Raw genomic sequence first — 19229 nt, 5'->3', positions numbered from 1 at the left:
TGCGGTCACTCGGCGGATTCACCGTGCGGCTCTTCGGGCTTCTGTTGCTTCTGGATGGGGCGCATGAGGGGGAAGAGGATGACGTCGCGGATGCTGCGCTGGCCGGTGAGGATCATGGTCAGGCGGTCTATTCCGATTCCTTCGCCGCCTGTGGGGGGGAGGCCGTATTGCAGGGCGCGGACGTAGTCGGCGTCCATCTCCATGGCTTCGTCGTCGCCGCGAGCCTTCTCTGCGACCTGGGCCTCGAAGCGGCTGAGCTGGTCTACGGGGTCGTTGAGCTCTGAGAAGGCGTTGCCGACCTCGAAGCCGCCGATGTAGAACTCGAACCGCTCAACCCAGTCGGGCTCGTCGGGCTTGACCTTGGAGAGGGGGGAGACGGCTAGGGGGAAGTCGTAGATGATGGTGGGCTGGACGAGGTGGGGTTCGGCGAGGAATTCGAAGACAGATGCGATGCTCTTACCCAGCGGTTCTCCGCCTTCCAGCGCAGCAATAGTTGCGACTAAGAACTTGTGATCTGTGAAGTCCTCGGGGAAGTAGATTGGATTGAGAGTCTCTACTTCTATACCGTCGTAGGACTTCGCTATCTCAAGCCTACTTGCGAGGAGATCTCTCGACTGAGAGAGCTTGTTGAGCCACCTGCTTGCCTTCATGAAGTCATTGTCTTCGTATTCAAAGAAAGGTGCCCAATTCGGTCGCCAGAACTTGATGATCGCTTCGCGCATGGAGTATTTCTTCCAAACGCTCAGGTCGATGTCCACCCCATTGAAGCGGGTCTTGTAGCTGCCGTTGACCTCCATCGCGACGAACTTGATCAGCTCTTCGGTGAGGTCCATCAGGTCGTGGTAGTTGGCGTAGGCCTGGTAGAACTCGAGCATCGTGAACTCGGGGTTGTGCTTTGTGCTGACGCCTTCGTTGCGGAAGTTGCGGTTGATCTCGTAGACCCTGTCCATGCCACCGACTACGAGGCGCTTCAGATAGAGCTCGGGTGCGATCCGGAGGTAGAGTTCCATGTCCAGTGCGTTGTGCCTGGTCGTGAAGGGCCGGGCGGCCGCGCCGCCAGCAATCGAATGCATCATCGGCGTTTCGACTTCGAGATATCCGCGTGAATCGAAGAAGGTGCGGAGGGCGCGGAGGATCAGGGCGCGCTTGACGAAGACCTCGCGGACGTTGGGCGGGGCTTCGGTGACGTGGGGGTCGGGCGTGGGTGCGGGTCCAACCCACGTCCCAGAATCGGGACGTGGGGCACCCAGTTCTGTTCCGGCGTCAGGGTTGTTGGCTGCGGGGGGGATGGGGCCGTGCTCGGTCTGCTTGACGGCCGGGCCGCCCATCTGGCCGGTGTTCATGAACAGATCGACATACCGCTGGCGGTAGCGGAGCTCCACATCCTCCAGGCCGTGGTACTTGTCCGGCAGGGCCAGCATGGCCTTAGCCAGAAACGTCAGGTGAGTGACGTGGAGGGTCGTCTCGCCCGTGCGGGTGATGAAGAGGTAGCCGCGGACGCCGATGTGGTCGCCAAGGTCGAGGAGCTTGTACAGGGCGAACTGGGTCTCGCCGACATCGTCCTTGCGGACGTAGATCTGGAGGCGTTTGCCGCCCTGCTGGAGCTGCGCGAAGCCGGCCTTGCCCTGGATGCGGATCTGCATGAGGCGGCCGGCGAGGGCGGCTTCGACGCGCGGAGATTCGAGCTGCTCGGCCGTAGCGGGCGCGGCGTTGTCGATGTACTCGGCGCGGAGCTCGGGGATGGTGTGGGTGGCGCGGAAGTGGTTGGGGTAGATAGCTTCAGCGGGCGAAAGGCCCTGGGCGACGCCGAGGGCGCGGATCTGCTCTAGCTTGTCCTGACGGAGGGCGAACTGGTTTGCTTCAAAGTCTGACTCGAACAAAATGGTTTCCTTATACGGTTAACTGTCACGTTCTAGAGTATCGCGCCAGACTATCGCGTGTGCCGGGCTGTGGGCGATAATGGCTCCATGGCAGGTAAGGGAACAGGTGGGGGCGGCGGGTTGGGCGATCTGGTGAAGGCTGAGTCCATGATTCAGCTCGCCATTGCGCTGCCGCTGGGGTGCGTCATCGGCTGGCTGCTGGGGGCGGCGCTCGATAAGCACTTTCACCAGAACTGGATGGGGATCGTGGGGATTCTGCTGGGGGCTGTGGGTGGGTTCATCCAGATCTTTACGACGGCGCAGAAGTTTCTGAAGCGGGGCGAGTAGGGTCATGGATCTGGCGAGCCTGGGTGGATTTACCGACGACGACTTCAAGCGGACGATCCTGAGCGCGTTGCGGCTCCTTGGGGTGCTGTCCGTCATTGCGATGGCACTGTTCTGGTGGAAGTCCGGCTGGCAGAGTGCGGCGCTGCTGGTGATTGGCGCGGCCATCTCAGGTAGTGGCTTGTGGGAGTGGCTGCGGCTGATGAGCGCGGTGATGGAGCGGATGGACGCGGGCGGGAAGGCTCGGCCCATGGGCCTCATTCTGTTCGGTTTCTTCCTGCGCCTGGGGCTAACCGTGGTGATCCTCTATGTTAGTCTTAAGTATCTGAACGGCTCTGTTCTTGCTCTTGCTGCGGGTCTTGGTCTGGGTGTTTTCGCACTCACGGTTGAGGGGCTTCGCTTGATGAAGGCTTGGACGGTTTAGCGCGAACAGCCCAAAATTTATATGCCTACTCAGCTTCTTTTCACACGATTTCTGAATGCACATTTCGCCGGCCCGGTGGACGCGCTGCTGCGAGCGATGCACGTTCAGCCCCTTTATCCTCGGGCTCCCATCTCCAATGCCTTCAGCATGGAACTTCTGATCTTCATCGCGATGATCCTGTACTTTGTCGCTGTCCGTGCGACGCTCAGCGTAGAGAAGCCGGGCGCGGTGCAGCACCTCGCCGAGATGACCCACGAGTTTGTCTCCGAGCAGGGCGAAAGCATCATCGGGCATGGCTTCGAGACCTTTACCGGCTATCTGACGGTGCTGGGGCTGTTCATCCTCATCGGCAACCTGATGGGCCTGGTTCCGGGGCTTGAATCGCCGACGGCTGACGTTGTGGTGCCGCTTGGCTTCGCGCTGGTCACGTTCTTCTACTACCACTACTACGGCATCAAGTCGAACGGCTTTGGCTACATCAAGCAGTTCCTTGGGCCGGTGTGGCAGCTTTCCTGGCTCCTGCTGCCGATCGAGGTCATCTCTCACCTGGCGCGTGTGCTTTCACTCACGGTTCGTCTCTACGCGAATATGTTCGCGGGCGACCTGGTGACGCTGGCCTTCTTCTCGCTGGTGCCGGTAGGTATTCCGCTGGTGTTCATGTTCCTGCACCTTGGCGTGGCTGTGGTTCAGGCTTATGTGTTCATGTTGCTTGCGATGATCTATCTGTCCCTGGCAACGGCGCACGACCATTGATGTTACGCATCACTCAGGGCTAAAGCCCTGAGCTACCAAAGTTTTGCTGGTTTCGGGGTGCCCCCTCTGAACCGGTTGTTGCACCGCCGCTTAGCGTGAGGGTGCCAGCACGGTGAGCATCAACCACCCACTGGCGGCGGATATCCTGACGGGGGCTTTGGAGTTGTTATGAATCGTATGTTGCAGGCAGGCAAGTACTTCTTTATGACGTTGGCGGCGATGATGTTGGCCGTTCCCGCGTTCGCTCAGGGCGCTGCAGATGAGAGCCACTGGTGGGTTTCAATCGGCGCCGGTATCGGCATGGCCCTTGCGGCTGGTCTTTGCGGACTCGGACAGGGCCGCGCGACGGCTTCGGCAACCGAGGCTCTGGCACGTAACCCGGGCGCTCGTCCTGGCATCTTCATCTTCCTGATCCTTGGTCTCGCGTTCATCGAGTCCCTGGCTCTCTTCACCTTCGTCATCATCTTCCTGAAGGTCAAGTAAGCTTCTCAGCAAAGAACAAAGCCCCCGCCTTGGTGCGGGGGCTTTGTTGTTTAAGCGGCGGTTAGGCTGCAACAGGGTGTGGTTGTTTGCTAAGCGACGCGACAACTCTCGTGGACACGACGATCGCCGGACGGCGCTCCGCCAGCACCATTCCGACCTGCCCTGACAGGGAGTTGTCATGGCAGAGCGAGTCGGCCGGGCACTCGACACAGTTCGAGCAGATTCTGCGCGCGGCAAGCGGAAGCAGAGGTGCGGCCTCCGGCTCCAGCATGGCCACCTTCCAAGCCTCGGAGGCGACTGCTGCCGGGTGTTCACTGCGATACTCCGCAAAGAGCATCCGGCCGCCCAGGAACAGTTCACTCGCTCCGTACAGACCCACATAGGCGGCCAGAACGTAGGACGTATCGGTTGCGTTCAGCCCGTTGGCAAAAGGGAGAAATACAGCGCAAAGCCCGAGCACCATCGAGGTGCTGTAACAGGACAGGCAGCCGTACTCCTGATGGGTGTTTCGTGCGATGAGAAATTCAGCTCCAGCCGCCATCGCCGCCTGTGCCGCCACGATCCATAAGAGCCATGACTGATTCAACATGCCGTATCCGAAAAGGTAAAACGTGGTTCCGAGCACGAGCGCAATCCCAGCCTGTCCGTACAGGATGCGGCGATTCGTGGCGCGCGTGGGCATCAACCTCTCCAGCAGGATCATCACCGCGCCATCGAAGATGGTGTAGGTCGCGAGGCAGTCGATCGCCAAAGCGACGAGAACCGGCAGGGACAGCATGGATGAGGTCGTGAGAGGGAGGGCGAGGATGAAGCATGAAGCCAGGATGGTCATCGCTCCACGGATCGCGGAAAACGTCCAATATTGCTGAAAAGCTTTCATGTGTTTGCTCCTGAGTCCATCCTCCGCTTGTTGGGAGCAGGTCTCAGTGATGCGCATCACACGTGTTTGTGATCTGTCACCGCTTCGGTCAACGGATCAGACGGCGATCTTCTCCAGCAACTCGGGCGCGGTGATCAGGATCGAAGAACCCTTTATCTGGATCAGGCTTTCCTTCTTGAAACGCGTCAAGGTGCGGGTGATGGTCTCGCGAGAGGTGCCGACGAGGTTCGCTAGCTCCTCATGCGTCAGCGCCATCGTAAAGCGCATCTCGAACTTTCCGCAGGAGCCCGCACTTTTACCCCAGTCCAGCAGGACTCCAGCGAGTCTGCCCGCCGCCGAACCGGAGAGAGCCAGTCGGCGGGCATCGAAGAACGCCGTTTTGTAGTCTGCTGACAGTGCCTTCGCGACATGAAGGCTGCCTTCGCCGAACCGATCGATGAACTTGAGAAAGGCATCACGCTGGATGTGTTTGACCTGCGTAGGCTCTACCGTCTCAGCCGAGACCTCATAGGGAGATCCAGAGATCACGGCACTCAGGCCAAGCACATCACCCGGCATGGCGATCTTCAGGATGAGGGTCTTACCTTCCTTGGACGTGCAGGACAGCTTGACCTGGCCGGTGCAGACGACAAAGACGCCGTCACTCCGCCCACCTTCACGGAAGAGCATCACGCCCCTCTGGTAGTTAGCCTCGCTGCCGATTGCGGCGTAGTGCTGGAGAGCTTGCTCATCCAGATTGCAAAACATCCGCAGCGAACGGTGCTCGCAGTTCGTGCAATCGAGGAGCGGGCGGTCAGGCATCTGGGTTGCCTCGTTCTACACGGCTGGAAGGACAGGCGTAGCCCCGACTATATACCCGCCTATTCGGGTTGGCAGTCCGGGGTGTTGGAGCTCTGGATGGCGGGGCAGTTGGCGCTGGTGTAGGGTGCGGTGTTGGGGGCCAGGAGGTCGGCTGCGGCGGCGTTGGTGAGGTCCAGGGTGCGGCCGGGGATGATGCCCAGCGCGAGCGTCGCCAGGGCGCTGCCTGCGAGGCCCAGGGCCGCCGGGAGCGAGAGCTTGGTGAAGACGGCGCGATCGTTGCCCTTCTCATGCGGGTGGCGGGTGTAGAGCGCGGCCAGGAGGCGGAGGTAATAGACGCAGGCCAGGCCGGAGTTCAGCAGGCCAACGATAGCAAGCCACGTGTGCCCGCCGCCTACGACCGCGGTGAAGACGTAGAACTTGCCGAAGAAGCCGCCTGTGAAGGGGATTCCGATCAACGAGAGGAGGAAGAAGGAGAGCAACGCACCGAGCCATGGACGGCGAAGGGCTGCGCCGGTGAAGTCTTCCACGGTGCGGTGATGCTCGTCATATCCTGCGAGCTGGGTGACGACGGCGAAGGCTCCGACGTTCATGGCCGCGTAGGTCGCTGTGTAGAAGCAGGCGGCCGAGATGCCGCGGCTGGGCAGCGCGGTGAAGGCGGCGAGGAGGTAGCCGGCGTGCGCGATGGAGCTGTACGCCAGCATGCGTTTGACGTTCTTCTGCATGAGCGCGCCCAGGTTGCCGATGGTCATGGAGAGGGCGGCGAGAATCCAGAGCAGTGCGGCCCAGCGGTGTTCGATGGTGGGGAAGCCGATGAAGGTGATGCGGATCAGCACGGCGAACGCTGCGGCCTTGGGGCCGGTCGACATGAGCCCGACGACGGGGGCAGGTGCGCCCTGGTAGACGTCCGGGGTCCATACGTGGAAGGGAGCGGCGGAGACCTTGAAGCCGAGCCCGATGACGATCATGCCCAGCGCCAGGAACGCGAGGTGCGGGGTGTTTGTGCCGACCGAAAGCGCCATCGCAATGGCCGCGATGGAGGTGCTGCCGGTCGCGCCGAAGGCCAGTGCGATGCCGTACAGGAAGAAGGCGGTGGAGAAGCTGCCGAGCAGGAAGTACTTGAGCGAGGACTCGGAGCCGGTGGCGATGCCCTTGCGGAAGCCGCAGAGGATGTAGGAGGAGATGGAGGAGATCTCGAGGCCGACGAACACCATCAGCAGCTCAGTGGCAGAGGTCATGAACATCATGCCCACTGCGCCGAAGAGCACGAGCGCGAAGTACTCACCGGCGTGTCCGTCGGGGCGGTCGAAGAAGTCGAGCGAGCCGAGCAGGGAGACGACGACGATCCCAGCGATGAGCAGATGGAAGAAGACGGAGAACGCGTCGACCTGGATGGTCCCGGAGAAGGCGTGGATGGGCGCAAGCGTGGCCCGCGTGACGTTGAGCTGGTAGACGCTGGCTACGGCGGAGGCGGCTGCGGAGACGATGGCGAGCCAGCCGAGACCGCGGCGGGATTTGCCGGGCGCGATGCAGGGCTCGGCGACCATGATGAGTACGCCGGCGACGGTGAGGATGATCTCGGGGAGCAGGGCAAGGGTGTTCGGGTTCATTAGTAGCGGGCTCCCTTCAGGGCGGGCTCGGGCTGCTGGTGCAGGGCGGCTGCGCCCAGGGCTGGATCGACGAAGACGGGCTTGGGGTAGGACTCGGACTCGATGCGGGTGGCGGGGGCTTCAGCCGGAGCGGCGGTGCGCTGCAGACTCATGGCCACGCCGTTGGTGTCGATGGTGTGCAGCCAGTAGGGGCTCGAAACGCCCATGAGGACCATGACGGCGACGAGCGGCCAGAGAGCGGTGTGCTCGCGTGCGTTGAGATCGATGGAGGGCTGACCGGAGCTCGTCACGCCCAGGTGGCCGTAGAAGACGCGCTGAATCATGATGAGCATGTAGGCCGCGGAGAGGATGACGCCGGTGGTTGCCAGCACGGTCCAGAAGACGTGATGCGCGAAGGCAGCCTGCATGGAGCCGGAGAGGACGAGGAACTCGCCGACGAAGCTGTTCAGGCCGGGGAGCCCGATCACGGAAAGGGTGGTGATGACGTAAAGAGTCACCATCCACGGAAGCTTCTGGGCCAGGCCGCCCAGGTCGCGCATGTCGTAGGTGCCATAGCGCTCGTACAGGAAGCCGAGCAGCAGGAAGAGCGCGCTGCCGGAGATGCCGTGGTTCAGGATCTGGTAGATGCCGCCGTCCAGCCCCGCGATGGTGAAGCCGAAGATGCCGAGCGTGATGAACGAGAGGTGCGAGAGCGTGGAGTACGCGGCAAGCTCTTTGAGGTCGTTGCGCGTGGTGGCGATGAGCGCACCGTAGACGATGCCGATGGCTCCCAGCGCGAGCATCAGCGGAGCGATGTGGTGAGACTGCTCCGGAAAGATGCCGAAGGAGAACCGCAGGATGGAGTAGAGGCCGGTCTTGCCGGCCAGCACCATGACAGCCGCGGTGGGCGCTTCTACGATGGCGTCCTTCAGCCAGCCGTGCAGCGGGAAGACCGGAACCTTGACGCAGAAGGCGATGAGGAAGGCGAGGGACGCAAGCCCGAGCGCGGAGCCGTTGGGCGAGATGTTGTGAGCGGCTGCCAGGCCGGCGAGGGCAGGGAACTGGAAGGTGCCGGTCTTGACGTAGAGCCAGAGGATGCCGACGAGGAGGATGGCGGAGGGAATGAAGTTGTAGACGAAGTACTTGATCGCTGCGGGGCGGCGGTTCTTGGTGCGGCCGAAGGTGGCGATCAGGATGGTCATGGGGACCAGCGAGAGCTCGAAGAAGGCGTAGTAGAGGAAGAGATCCAGCGCAAGGAAGAGGCCGAGCATGGCGACCTGCTGGAGCAGGAAGAGGACGTAGAAGGTCTTGGCGCGCTCGTTGATGCTGGGAATCTTCCACGAGGCCAGGACGCCGAGCGGCGCGAGGAAGGCGGTCAGGACGACGAGCCACATGCTCATCGCGTCCACACCGAGGTGGTAACGGATGCTGGGCGCGGTGATCCAGTCGTGATCGATGACGAACTGGAAGGAGCCGGCGGGGGCCGCGCCGTTGAAGTGCGCGGGCAGATGCAGCGTGCAGAGCAGGGTGAAGAGGGTGACGATCAGCGCGCCGAACTTCTGAATGTTTCCGCGATCGGGCAGGAGCGCAAGGACGGCTGCGCCTGCGAGCGGGACGGCGATGATGAGGGTCAGGATTGAGGTATCGATGTTCATAGGAATGCAGTTCCTAGTAATGCAGTGGCTAGTGCTTAGTGGTGAGTGCTTCGCAAATACAAGGACAAGAGCAACAGACTTTGCCAAGAAGCTTTTTCTATACCCAGAATCGCCCAAAGATCATGACGACCATGACAGCGGCGGCTCCAAGGGCTAACCAGCCGGCGTAGGAACGGATGTTGCCGGATTGAATGCGGCGGGTGACTTCACCGAAGTCGAAGGCGACCCAGCCGGCGAACTTGCCGAAGCCGTCGACCACGATGGAGTCGAAGCCTTTAAGGAAGATGCGGGTGAAGCCGAGCAGACCGGTGACGAAGATGGCGTTGTAGATCTCGTCGACGAAGAACTTGTTGGCGACGAGGTTGTAAGGATGAGGGAAGCGCTGCGCGAGTGCAGCGGCGGTGCCGGGCTTCTTGTAATACCAGAGGTAGGCCAGCATGAAGCCGAGCAGCGCGGTGATGACCGAGACTGCGGCAAGGCCGATCTCTGAGCCGTGTGAGGCAACTGCGAGAGGCTCTGCGATGCCGCTGGCGAAGACGGGCTCGAGGAAGTGCTCGATCTCATTGTGCCCGCCGAGGGCTGCGGGTACTCCCACCCATCCGCCGACTACGGAGAGGATTGCGAGGATGACCAGCGGAGCGAGCATGATCCAGGATGACTCATGGACTCCGTGTGAGTGCGTGGCCTCAGAGTCGTCGTGCTCGGCGTTGTGTGAGGTGTCGCCCAGGTGGTGTTCATCGAAGCGCTCTGCTCCGAAGAAGGTCTTGAACCAGAGGCGGAACATATAGAAGCTGGTCATGCCTGCGGTGATGAGGCCGACGAGCCAGAGGAGCTTACCGAGCGCCGGGTAAGCGGTCCAGGAGTATGCCTGGAAAAGGATCTCGTCCTTGGAGAAGAAGCCCGCGAGCGGCGGTATCCCGGCGATGGCGAAGACGCCCATCGTCATCGTCCAGAAGGTGACCGGGATGCGCTTGCGGAGGCCGCCCATGACACGCATGTCCTGCTCTCCAGACAAGGCATGGATGACGGAGCCAGCGGCGAGGAAGAGCAGGGCCTTGAAGAAAGCGTGGGTGAGGACGTGGAAGATGCCGGCGGTATAGGCCCCGACGCCGCAGGCGAGGAACATATAGCCAAGCTGGGAGACGGTCGAGTAAGCCAGAACGCGCTTGATATCATGCTGCACCAGCGCGATGCAGGCGGCGAAGATGGCCGTCGCCGCGCCGATGCAGGCTACGACGGCGAGGGCGAAGGGCGAGCGATCAAACAGTGTATGGCAGCGGGCGACCATGTAGACGCCGGCCGTGACCATGGTTGCCGCGTGAATCAACGCGGAAACTGGAGTAGGCCCTTCCATCGCGTCCGGGAGCCAGACATAGAGGGGAATCTGTGCGGATTTACCCGCGGCTCCCACGAGCAGCAACAAGGCGATGGCAGTCAGGAAGCCGCCATGCAGGCCGGGGTTCGCGGTGATGCTTGCGAAGACCTCAGAGAAGCTCAAGGTGCCGAAGTGGGCGATGAGCAGGAACATCGCGAGCAGGAAGCCGAAGTCGCCGACGCGGTTGAGGATGAAGGCTTTTTTGCCGGCGTTGGCCGCGGAGGTCTTGGTGAAGTAGAAGCCGATGAGCAGGTAGGAGGCGAGACCCACGCCCTCCCAGCCTACAAACAAGAGCAAGAAACTATCAGCCAGAACCAGTACCGACATGAAGAACATGAAGAGGTTGAGGTAAGCGAAGAAGCGCCAGTATCCATCCTCATGCGCCATGTAGCCGGCGGCGTAGAGGTGGATGAGGAAGCCGACGCCGGTGACGACGCCCAGCATGATGAGCGTGAGGTGGTCGACCGAGAGCGCGAAGTCTACGTGAAAGTTAGTGATGTCGATCCACGGCCGGGAGACGACGGACATCGTCAGGGGCCCGTCCGCCGCGAACTTCATGAAGAGCCAGAGCTGGAAGACCTTGACGGCGGGGATGATGGTCGCGATGAGCGCGATGGCCGTGACGAAGGGACGCGGCAGCTTGCGGCCGACGGTTCCGTTGATGAGGAAGCCGAGGAGAGGGCTGAGCGGGATGAGCCAGAGAGTGTTGGGATTCATTGAGGTCAGGGCGCCCTAGTTCTTCATGAGGTTGATCTGGTCGACGTTGAGGGTCTGGCGGGTGCGGAAGATGGCGATGATGATGGCCAGTCCGACGGCTGCTTCCGCGGCTGCGACGACCATGACGAAGAAGACGAAGATCTGTCCGGAGACCGCGTGCCAGCGATGCGCGAAGGCGACAAAGGTAAGGTTGACCGCGTTGAGCATCAGCTCGATCGACATGAAGACGCTGATGACGTTGCGCTTGATGAGGAAGGCGGCGATGCCGATGGAGAAGAGAATCGCGGCGAGGATGAGGTAGGCGGAGATGGGGACGATCACTATTTACCTTCCTCTTCAGGCTCTGTCTTGCGGGCGAGAACGACAGCCCCGAGGATGGCGACGAGGATGAGGACGCTGGTGACCTCAAACGGGAGCAGGAGCCTGGTGAACAGGACTTGCGAGATCTCCGCGATGTTGTTGACGCCGCCCGAGAGCATGCCGCCGAGCGTCGCATTGCCGATGGCCTTGGATTCCGTAAGGAAGACGAAGCTGAGCAGGCAGAAGACAGCCGTGGCTCCGGGGACGCCGGCGAGGTATGCCGCCCGGCTGCCGGTGGTGCGCTCTTCTTCCCCCGCGTTGAGCAGCATAACGACGAAGACGAACAGCACCATGATGGCGCCGGCGTAGACGATGACCTGGGCGGCGGCAAGGAACTCCGCGCCAAGCGTCCAGTAAAGGACCGCGAGGGACATCATGACGACGACGAGGGAAAGGGCCGAGTTGATGGGATGGCGCTGCAGAAGGAGATTGAGAGCTCCTGCAATGGCCAGTGCGGCGAAGATGATGAAGAGTGCGAGTTGCATGGGCTGGGTGGTTTCTCCCGGTTCGTGCAAAGGTGCGTTTTGGGCTTCAGACGATTGTAAACGTTAGCCCTTGAAGGCGAGGACGAGGCTGGTAGCGAGAATGTTGAGGATCGCCACCGGCATCAGGAACTTCCAGCCGAAGCCCATGAGCTGGTCGTAGCGGAAGCGGGGGAGGGTAGAGCGGACCCAGATATAGAGAAACAGGAACGCGAAGATCTTGGCGACGAACCAGAAAATGGACAGGCCGGCGTGAACCCAGGGGCCGCCGAAGTCCGGGAAGAGATGGCCGAATGGGCTGGACGCGCCGCCGAAGAAGAGCAGCGTGGCCACGCAGGCGACGGTGATCATGTTGGCGTACTCGGCCATGAAGAACATGGCGAACTTCATGGAGCTGTACTCGGTGTGATACCCGGCGACGAGCTCGGATTCAGCCTCGGGAAGGTCGAACGGCGAGCGGTTGGTCTCGGCGTAGGCGGCCATCAGGTAGATGAAGAAGGCGACGATCTGGAAGCCGCCCAGGATATTCCAGGAGAGCGCCCCGTGAGCGGACTGGCTGTCCACGATGGTGCGGAGGTTGAGCGAACCCGCGCGGAGGACGACGCCTACGAGCGAAAGGCCGAGAGCAAGTTCATACGAGATGACCTGGCTGGTGGCGCGGAGGCTGCCGAGCAGCGCGTACTTGTTATTCGAGCTCCAGCCAGACAGAGCGATGCCGTACACGCCGATACTCGTAATGCCGAGGATGACGAGCAAGCCAATGTTGACGTTGGCGATCTCAAACAGATCCACGCCCTTAAAGGTAGTGAGCGTGCCGAACGGCACGACCGCAATGGAGGTGAGCGCACAGCCGAGAGCGATGATCGGGGCGACGAGGAAGAGCGGCTTCTGCACCAGCATCGGCGTCAGGTCTTCCTTGAGGAACAGCTTGATCCCGTCCGCAAGCGGCTGCAGCAGGCCGAACGGCCCAACGCGCGAGGGTCCCCAGCGGTTCTGCATGCGGCCGATGACCTTGCGCTCCAGCAGCACGGTATACGCAACGGCAGTCAGCGTGATGACGAGCACCACGACGATCTTGAGAACCGTAATCAGGAAGCAGACTTGGAAGTCGGAAAGGTTAGGCATTCTCTTCTTTCAGGGTTAGTCTGCGGCCGTCTGGTTGAGTTCAATGTGCTTGCGGGACTCGTTCTCCTGCAGGTCGAGGAGCATGGCGGAGTAGTGGCCGAGAGTGCCGGAGGTAAAGAGCGTGTCGCCCGAGGGAAGCACGAGGTCGCGGCGGGTTGTGCTGATTTGTACGAGATTTGCTGCGGGCTCCAGGTGCTGATCGTTGCCGCTGAGAAGTTGAAGGCGGAGCAGCTTGTCATAGCCGGGTACGAGCCGCTGGATCTCGTCGAGGATGGCCGTCGTATCGAACGGGCTGAGGCGCGGCTCCAGGCTGTGCGCGGTGAGCCATACTGCGTGGCGATCGGCCTCACCGGACTGTGCACCGCGGGTCTGGCCCATGTCGGCACGTGTTCCGGCAACGTTCTTGCCGAAGGGGACGAGCGACTGGATGTGCGCACCCATGCGGTCAGCAATGCGGACGATCATCTCGAAGTCCGAGCGGACACCGGCGCGGTCGGCTGCCTTCTTGACCTGCTGCACGTCACCGTAGTGGTTGGTGACGGAGCCGGATTTTTCGTAGAGGTTTGAGGCCGGGAGCACGACGTCCGCCAGCACTGCCGTCTCCGTCATGAACATATCCTGCACAACGACGAAGGTGTTCTTGAGCGCGGCAGCTTCTACGCCATAGCGCAGAACAGGGTTAGAGCCGACGACATACAGCGCAGAGAGATTACCCGCACCGGCTGCGTCGAAGATCTCCAGCATATCCTTCCCCGGGGTGGCGGGTGCGTTGTATTCCGCGAAGTGCTCAGACCCCACAGGCGTATAGCCGGGGAGCATGTCTGGCAGCAGACCCATGTCCGCTGCACCTTTGCTGTTGACGTAATCGGAGAGCAGCGCAAACTTGGAGCCCGGCAATGTAAGACCAAACTCGATCAGACGCCTGAGGTCAGCGCCGCGCAGGTCTGAGCCGATCAGGATCAGCAGGTTCTCGGTGCCGCGAAGCGTGTCACGGAATCCGCTGAGAGCTTCGGTATTCTGCACAGCCTGGGACGCGGCGGAGTCGTCGCCGGCGAGGAACGCTGCCAGTGCGCCGTAACCAAATGGAGCCAGGCGGACGAAAGCCTTGGCCTGGCGGCGAAGCTTGATCTCTTCATGGTTGACGACGTACAGCTTCGCCCCGTTGTTCCGGACGTTGGTGCGCAGGTTCCAGGCGGTGGCGGGGGACTGGTTGGTAGGATCGCCGCCAACGATCAGGACGGAGGGGGCGCTGAGGGTGTCGTGCAGGCTGGCGGAACGTCCGGTCTGGCCGCTGAGCGCCTGCGCGAACGCCACATGATCCGCCGTGCGGTGATGGTCAATGTTGTTGGTCTTAAGGACGGTCCGCGCAAACTTCTGCAGCAGGTAAGACTCCTCGTTGGTCAGCCGGTTGGAGCCGATGACCCCAATGCTCTCGCCGCCCTTCGTATCGCGCAGCTCACGGAAGCGCTTGCCGATGTGGTCGAACGCAGCCTCCCAGGTTACGGGCTCGAGCTTGCCTGCAGCATTGCGCACCAGCGGCTTGGTGATGCGGTCTTCGTGGTTGGCGAAGTCGAAGGCGTAGCGGCCCTTGTTGCAGAGGAAGTCGCCGTTGATGCCGGACTTGTCGCGGTTGTCGCCGCGCACAATCTCAGAGCCGCCGGAGGTGCTGCGCACGCCCAGCGTGGTCTTGCAGCCGTCGCCGCAGTGGGTGCAGACGGTGGAGACGTGATTCATCTCCCACGGGCGGGTCTTATAGCGATAGGTGCCTGAAGTGAGGGCTCCCACCGGGCAGGCGTCGATGCACATACCGCACTGCTCGCAGTCAACGTGCGGCAGGCTGTCCATCGGATTCTCAGAGGCAGGGGAGTTGGGCGCGATGATCGACGACGAGCCGCGGTTCTGAATACCCAGTGCGAACACGTCCATACCCTCTCCGCACATGCGCACGCAGCGGTAGCAGAGGATGCAGCGCGGCCGGTCGAAGTAGACGACGGGGGACCACTTCTGCTCTTCGCGATGGTTCTTCGGCTCGGCATAAAAGCTGTCTGCGGCACCGTACTTGAAGGTCATGTCCTGCAGCTCGCACTCGCCGCCTGCGTCGCAGACAGGGCAGTCCAGCGGGTGATTGCCGAGCAGGAGCTGCAGCGTAGCCTTGCGGGCCTGTGCAATCTCTGGCGTCTCCGTGGCGACGACCATGCCTTCCGCAACGGTGGTGGTGCAGGCCGTGGCGAGCTTGGGCACCTTCTCGATACGGACCACGCACATGCGGCAGGCAGCCTGGAGCGAGAGGCCGGGGTAGTAACAGAAGGCCGGGATGTTGATGCCATGGGTCTTGCAGGCGTCGATAAGGAGCGTGCCTGCGGGGGCGGTGAGCTGGCGTCCGTCTACGGTGAAGGTTACGTCTGGCATGAATGAATTCCTTCGGCTGCATTGCTCTTGAAGCGACTGGAGGCGAGCCTTGGCTCCAGTCGCCTGGATCTGAAGCTAGTGACCAGCCCCTACCAGTTCCTGTTCGCTCATGACCGGGGTACCGGCGCGGTTGCCGTCGATGTAGTCCTCAAACTCTTTGCGGAACTTCTTCACGAAGCCCAGCGTCGGCATCGCGGCCGCATCGCCCAACGGGCAGAACGTCCGGCCCATCATGTTTTCGGCGAGGTACTGGACGTTGTCCACGTCCTTCTTGCTGCCGCCACCCGCGTACACGCGGGCCAGCGTCTTCTTGATCCAGTCCGTGCCTTCGCGGCAGGGGATGCACCAGCCGCAGGATTCGTGCTGGTAGAAGCTGATGACGCGCAGCGCAAACTCGACGATGGACACTGTCTCATCCAGCACCACAATGCCACCGGACCCGAGCATGGTGCCGGCCTTGCCCATCTGGTCGAAGTCCAGGCCCACATCCAGCTCATCGGCTGTCAACACCGGGCAGGAGCTTCCGCCGGGGACCACGGCCTTGAGCTTCTTGCCGCCCTTCACTCCGCCGGCCACTTCATAAATGGCCTTCTTCAGGTTGTAGCCCATCGGGAGTTCGTAGACGCCGGGGCGCTCCACATGGCCGCTGATGCCGAACAGGCGCGTGCCGCCGTTGCGCTCTGAGCCGAGCTTGGCATAAGCCTCGCCGCCCATCAGCAGGATGTGCGGGGCAGAGGCGATCGTCTCTGCGTTGTTGATGACGGTAGGCCCACCATACAGCCCGACCACAGCAGGGAAGGGAGGCTTGATGCGCGGAACACCCCGCTTGCCTTCGAGCGACTCCATAAGCGCGGACTCTTCGCCGACCTCATACGCGCCTGCGCCGGTCTGGGTGATGATGTCGAAGTCGATGCCGGAGCCGAAGATGTTCTTGCCCAGGAAGCCCTTGGCGTAGGCCTCGGCCACAGCCTTTTCGACGATCTTCAGTAGGTAGCGATACTCACCGCGAAGATAGATGAAGCCAAGCTTGGAGCCGATGGCCAGGCCTGCGATCATCGTGCCTTCGATGACGGCGTGCGGGTCTTCGAGGAAGATGACGTGGTCTTTGCAGGTGCCGGGCTCGGACTCATCACCGTTCACCAGCACGTACTTGGGCTTCTCAGAGACCTTGGGGACGAAGGACCACTTCAGGCCGGTGGGGAAGCCTGCACCGCCACGGCCACGGAGACCGGAGGCCTTCATGACGTTGATGATCCAAGTAGGCATCTCGGGGCCTTGCGCGATGGCCATCTGAACGGCCTTATACCCGTCCAGTTCAAGGTACTTATCGATATTGGCTGCGCCCTGGCCGAAACGGCGCTTGAGGACGATCGCTTCATCAGGATGGGAGACGTTGCGTGGCATTATTTGACGTCCTTTCCGCGGCCTGCGGCGTACTCGGCGAGGATGTCGTCGACCTTCACGGTCGTCAGATCGTCATGAAAGTCGTAGTTGACCTGCATCGCGGGAGCCCAGCAACAGGCTCCGATACACTCGACTTCCTCAAGCGAAAACTGCCCATCCGGCGTGGTCTGCTTATGCCCGATACCCAGCTTCGCCTTGCAGTGGTCGAGGATCTCGTACCCACCGCGCAGCATGCAGGAGATATTGGTGCACACCTGCACGTTGTACTTGCCCGCCGGCTTGGTCCGCAGCATGGAGTAGTACGAAAGCACGTTGCGTACGTCCAGATCGAAGAGGTCCAGACGCTGTGCAATCTCCTTGATCGCAGGCTCAGAGACAAAGCCGAGTTCGTCCTGCGCGTAAAGCAGCATTGGGACGAGGGCGGAGCGCTTCAGCGGGTAGATGGTGATGAGGTGGTCGAACTTCGCCGCCATCTCCGGCGAAAAGATTGTGTTGGCGATTGCACTCACTGCATCATCTCCCGTGTAATTCGCTCTGCTGTCAGATCCATTTCTTCTATCTTACCGCCAAGGGTGACGGTTCCATCTTCATTGAGCGCGAAGCCTTGTTGCATACCTTCACTGGACTGCTGTTCGGTTTCGGTAAAGCGGAGCCAGCGTGTATCGACCCGCAGGATAATCTCGTTCGCCCCAACCTCTACGACGGCGTGGTGCACACTGTTGAGCCCCGCCATGGCTGCATAAGACCGGAGCAGGGAAGCCCAAGACGTCCAGAGTTCGCGGTGAAGGGAAGCGTTCATCCCCTCACCCCCGGCTTAGCGATCGATCTCTCCCAGCACAATATCGATCGACCCGATCACAGCCACCACATCCGCCAGCAGCCGTCCCTTGCACATCGTCTCCAGCGCCTGCAGCGTAGCAAATCCCGGATTCCGCATATGCACCCGATACGGCTTAGCCGTGCCATCAGACACAACGTAATAAGCCATCTCACCACGCGGCGCTTCGAGCGCCTGGTAGACCTCGCCCGCCGGCACCCCAAACCCTTCCGTCACAATCTTGAAGTGGTGGATCAGCGACTCCATCTGCGTCTTCATCTGCTCCCGGTCCGGCAGAATGATCTTCGGCGCGTCAGCCACAATGCGTCCCGCCGGCATCCCATCCAGCGCCTGCTGGCAGATCTTCAGCGACTCCCGCATCTCCTGCATCCGCACCACATACCTGGCCCAAACATCGCCCACCTTGGACACCGGCACGTCGAACTTGAACTTCTCATAGCCCGCATACGGCATATCCCGCCGCAGATCCCAGTCGACGCCGCTCGCACGCAACGGCGGCCCCGTCACGCCCAGCGCAACCGCATCCTCAGGCGAGAGATAACCAACCCCTTGCAGCCGCCCCTTCCAGATCGGATTCGCGTTCAGCAGCCCTTCATACTCGTCGATCTTGCTCGGAAAGCTGTTGATGAAGTCCTGGCACTGCTTATAGAAATCAAGCGGCGGCTCCATCGACAGCCCACCGATCCGCACATAGCTCGTCATCATCCGCTGGCCGGAGAGGTTCTCAAAGATCCGCAGCAACTGCTCCCGCTCACGGAAGCAATAGAGGAAAACGGTCAGCGCGCCCACGTCCATGGCGTGCGTGCCCAGCCACACCAGGTGCGATTGAATCCGCGTCAGCTCCTGCAGCAGCACGCGCAGATAGATCGCCCGCTCCGGAATCTCCAGGCCGAGCAGCTTCTCCACGCCCAGGCAGTACGCCAGATTATTCGTCATCGGGCACAGATAGTCGATACGATCCGTCAGCGGTACCACCTGCTGATAGAACTTCGCCTCGCACGTCTTCTCGATACCCGTATGCAGATACCCGATATCCGGTGCGCACGACACCACGGATTCGCCGTCGATCTCCAGCACCAGCCGCAAAACACCATGCGTGCTCGGGTGCTGCGGGCCCATGTTCAGCACCATCGTGTGGTCCTTGGGGTCGCCCTGCGCGTTGTGCGCGCGGGAGTCCGCCAGAACCTCGTCGATCGACGGGTTGATCAAATCTTCAGGAGCAATCGGAGGAGCGGTAGCCATTATCTGTATCCCTCCACGGGATAGTCCTTACGCAGTGGGTGGCCCTGCCAGTCTTCCGGCATCATGATGCGCTTCATGTTGGGATGGCCGCCAAAGTGGATGCCGAACAGATCAAAGATCTCACGCTCGTAAAAGTTGGCCGAAGGCCACACCGGCACGATGGAGTTGACCGAGGGACTAGCTGAATCGAGCAGCACATGCAGCCGCACGCGGGTCTTCAACGCATGCGAAAGAATGTGGTACGTCACCTGAAAGCGCGGCTCGGACGGATACCAGTCCACGCACGTCACGTCCTCCAGAAAGTTGTAACCGGCGGCCTTGACGGCCTGTGTCGCTTCGATAATGCTCTCGCCGGGAACGACGATCGTCAGCTCTTCGCGGTCAAACTTGGCATTGGTCGCAATGGACTTCAGCGCAATGAGCGCCTTGTTCTCCGGGTGAGCTTCGCTGACAGCGTCGAGACCCTTCAGGGCGGTGGCGGGATCGTACAT

19 protein-coding genes are annotated in these 19229 nt (G+C 61.5%); 4 read left to right on the top strand and 15 right to left on the bottom strand.

Annotated elements, in window-relative coordinates; genetic code table 11:
• Positions 1–5: 5 nt before the first annotated feature.
• Positions 6–1880, bottom strand: coding sequence for a lysine--tRNA ligase (lysS, locus tag ACIX9_RS12055; RefSeq protein WP_013580770.1), 1875 nt, complete (start codon positions 1878–1880; stop codon positions 6–8).
• Between the two features lie 87 nt (positions 1881–1967).
• On the opposite strand from lysS, the gene ACIX9_RS12050 reads away from it, so the two are divergent.
• The 4 genes from ACIX9_RS12050 to ACIX9_RS12035 all read left to right on the top strand — a co-directional run bounded on the left by ACIX9_RS12050 (position 1968) and on the right by ACIX9_RS12035 (position 3864).
• Positions 1968–2207, top strand: a complete 240-nt coding sequence (locus tag ACIX9_RS12050) for an AtpZ/AtpI family protein (RefSeq protein WP_041597075.1) — start codon at positions 1968–1970, stop codon at positions 2205–2207.
• 4 nt (positions 2208–2211) lie between these two features.
• The gene (locus tag ACIX9_RS12045; RefSeq protein ID WP_013580768.1) at positions 2212–2628 is read left to right on the top strand and encodes an ATP synthase subunit I; all 417 of its coding nucleotides are present in this window, start codon (positions 2212–2214) and stop codon (positions 2626–2628) included.
• A 21-nt stretch (positions 2629–2649) separates the two neighbouring features.
• On the top strand, positions 2650–3381 hold the full coding sequence (gene atpB / locus ACIX9_RS12040; RefSeq protein WP_013580767.1) for a F0F1 ATP synthase subunit A: 732 nt from the start codon (positions 2650–2652) through the stop codon (positions 3379–3381).
• A 168-nt stretch (positions 3382–3549) separates the two neighbouring features.
• Positions 3550–3864 (top strand): ATP synthase F0 subunit C, encoded by a 315-nt coding sequence (locus ACIX9_RS12035; protein ID WP_013580766.1) that lies wholly within the window; start codon positions 3550–3552, stop codon positions 3862–3864.
• 61 nt (positions 3865–3925) lie between these two features.
• Here the strand turns inward: ACIX9_RS12035 and ACIX9_RS12030 are convergent, their stop codons facing one another.
• The 14 genes from ACIX9_RS12030 to ACIX9_RS11965 form a co-directional block, all read right to left on the bottom strand.
• Entirely contained in the window at positions 3926–4744 is an 819-nt protein-coding gene (locus ACIX9_RS12030; protein WP_013580765.1) for a hypothetical protein, read from the bottom strand.
• A 96-nt stretch (positions 4745–4840) separates the two neighbouring features.
• Complete coding sequence (locus ACIX9_RS12025) at positions 4841–5545, bottom strand: Crp/Fnr family transcriptional regulator (protein ID WP_013580764.1); 705 nt, start codon at positions 5543–5545, stop codon at positions 4841–4843.
• 59 nt (positions 5546–5604) lie between these two features.
• Positions 5605–7152, bottom strand: a complete 1548-nt coding sequence (locus ACIX9_RS12020; protein WP_013580763.1) for an NADH-quinone oxidoreductase subunit N — start codon at positions 7150–7152, stop codon at positions 5605–5607.
• On the bottom strand, positions 7152–8786 hold the full coding sequence (locus ACIX9_RS12015) for a complex I subunit 4 family protein (protein WP_013580762.1): 1635 nt from the start codon (positions 8784–8786) through the stop codon (positions 7152–7154). The genes ACIX9_RS12020 and ACIX9_RS12015 overlap by 1 nt, the downstream gene beginning before the upstream one ends.
• 97 nt (positions 8787–8883) lie before the next feature.
• Positions 8884–10878, bottom strand: coding sequence for an NADH-quinone oxidoreductase subunit L (gene nuoL, locus ACIX9_RS12010; protein WP_013580761.1), 1995 nt, complete (start codon positions 10876–10878; stop codon positions 8884–8886).
• A gap of 15 nt (positions 10879–10893) precedes the next feature.
• Entirely contained in the window at positions 10894–11196 is a 303-nt protein-coding gene (gene nuoK / locus ACIX9_RS12005) for an NADH-quinone oxidoreductase subunit NuoK (protein ID WP_041597734.1), read from the bottom strand.
• A gap of 2 nt (positions 11197–11198) precedes the next feature.
• On the bottom strand, positions 11199–11723 hold the full coding sequence (locus ACIX9_RS12000) for an NADH-quinone oxidoreductase subunit J family protein (RefSeq protein WP_013580759.1): 525 nt from the start codon (positions 11721–11723) through the stop codon (positions 11199–11201).
• Positions 11724–11786: 63 nt separating this feature from the next.
• A complete protein-coding gene (gene nuoH, locus ACIX9_RS11995) occupies positions 11787–12845 on the bottom strand; it encodes an NADH-quinone oxidoreductase subunit NuoH (protein WP_013580758.1) in 1059 nt (352 codons plus the stop codon).
• Positions 12846–12860: 15 nt separating this feature from the next.
• On the bottom strand, positions 12861–15254 hold the full coding sequence (locus ACIX9_RS11990) for a molybdopterin-dependent oxidoreductase (protein WP_013580757.1): 2394 nt from the start codon (positions 15252–15254) through the stop codon (positions 12861–12863).
• A gap of 75 nt (positions 15255–15329) precedes the next feature.
• The gene (gene nuoF / locus ACIX9_RS11985; RefSeq protein ID WP_013580756.1) at positions 15330–16658 is read right to left on the bottom strand and encodes an NADH-quinone oxidoreductase subunit NuoF; all 1329 of its coding nucleotides are present in this window, start codon (positions 16656–16658) and stop codon (positions 15330–15332) included.
• The gene (locus tag ACIX9_RS11980; protein ID WP_013580755.1) at positions 16658–17167 is read right to left on the bottom strand and encodes an NADH-quinone oxidoreductase subunit NuoE family protein; all 510 of its coding nucleotides are present in this window, start codon (positions 17165–17167) and stop codon (positions 16658–16660) included. Before ACIX9_RS11980 ends, nuoF begins: the two co-directional genes overlap by 1 nt.
• Positions 17164–17457, bottom strand: a complete 294-nt coding sequence (locus ACIX9_RS11975) for a hypothetical protein (RefSeq protein WP_013580754.1) — start codon at positions 17455–17457, stop codon at positions 17164–17166. Before ACIX9_RS11975 ends, ACIX9_RS11980 begins: the two co-directional genes overlap by 4 nt.
• Before the next feature lie 15 nt (positions 17458–17472).
• On the bottom strand, positions 17473–18738 hold the full coding sequence (nuoD, locus tag ACIX9_RS11970) for an NADH dehydrogenase (quinone) subunit D (RefSeq protein WP_013580753.1): 1266 nt from the start codon (positions 18736–18738) through the stop codon (positions 17473–17475).
• A complete protein-coding gene (locus tag ACIX9_RS11965) occupies positions 18738–19229 on the bottom strand; it encodes an NADH-quinone oxidoreductase subunit C (RefSeq protein ID WP_013580752.1) in 492 nt (163 codons plus the stop codon). Before ACIX9_RS11965 ends, nuoD begins: the two co-directional genes overlap by 1 nt.

It is taken from the genome of Granulicella tundricola MP5ACTX9 (assembly GCF_000178975.2).
In the GTDB taxonomy this organism is placed as follows: Bacteria; Acidobacteriota; Terriglobia; order Terriglobales; family Acidobacteriaceae; genus Edaphobacter; species Edaphobacter tundricola.
This window is presented reverse-complemented; position numbering and strand designations above follow the sequence as displayed.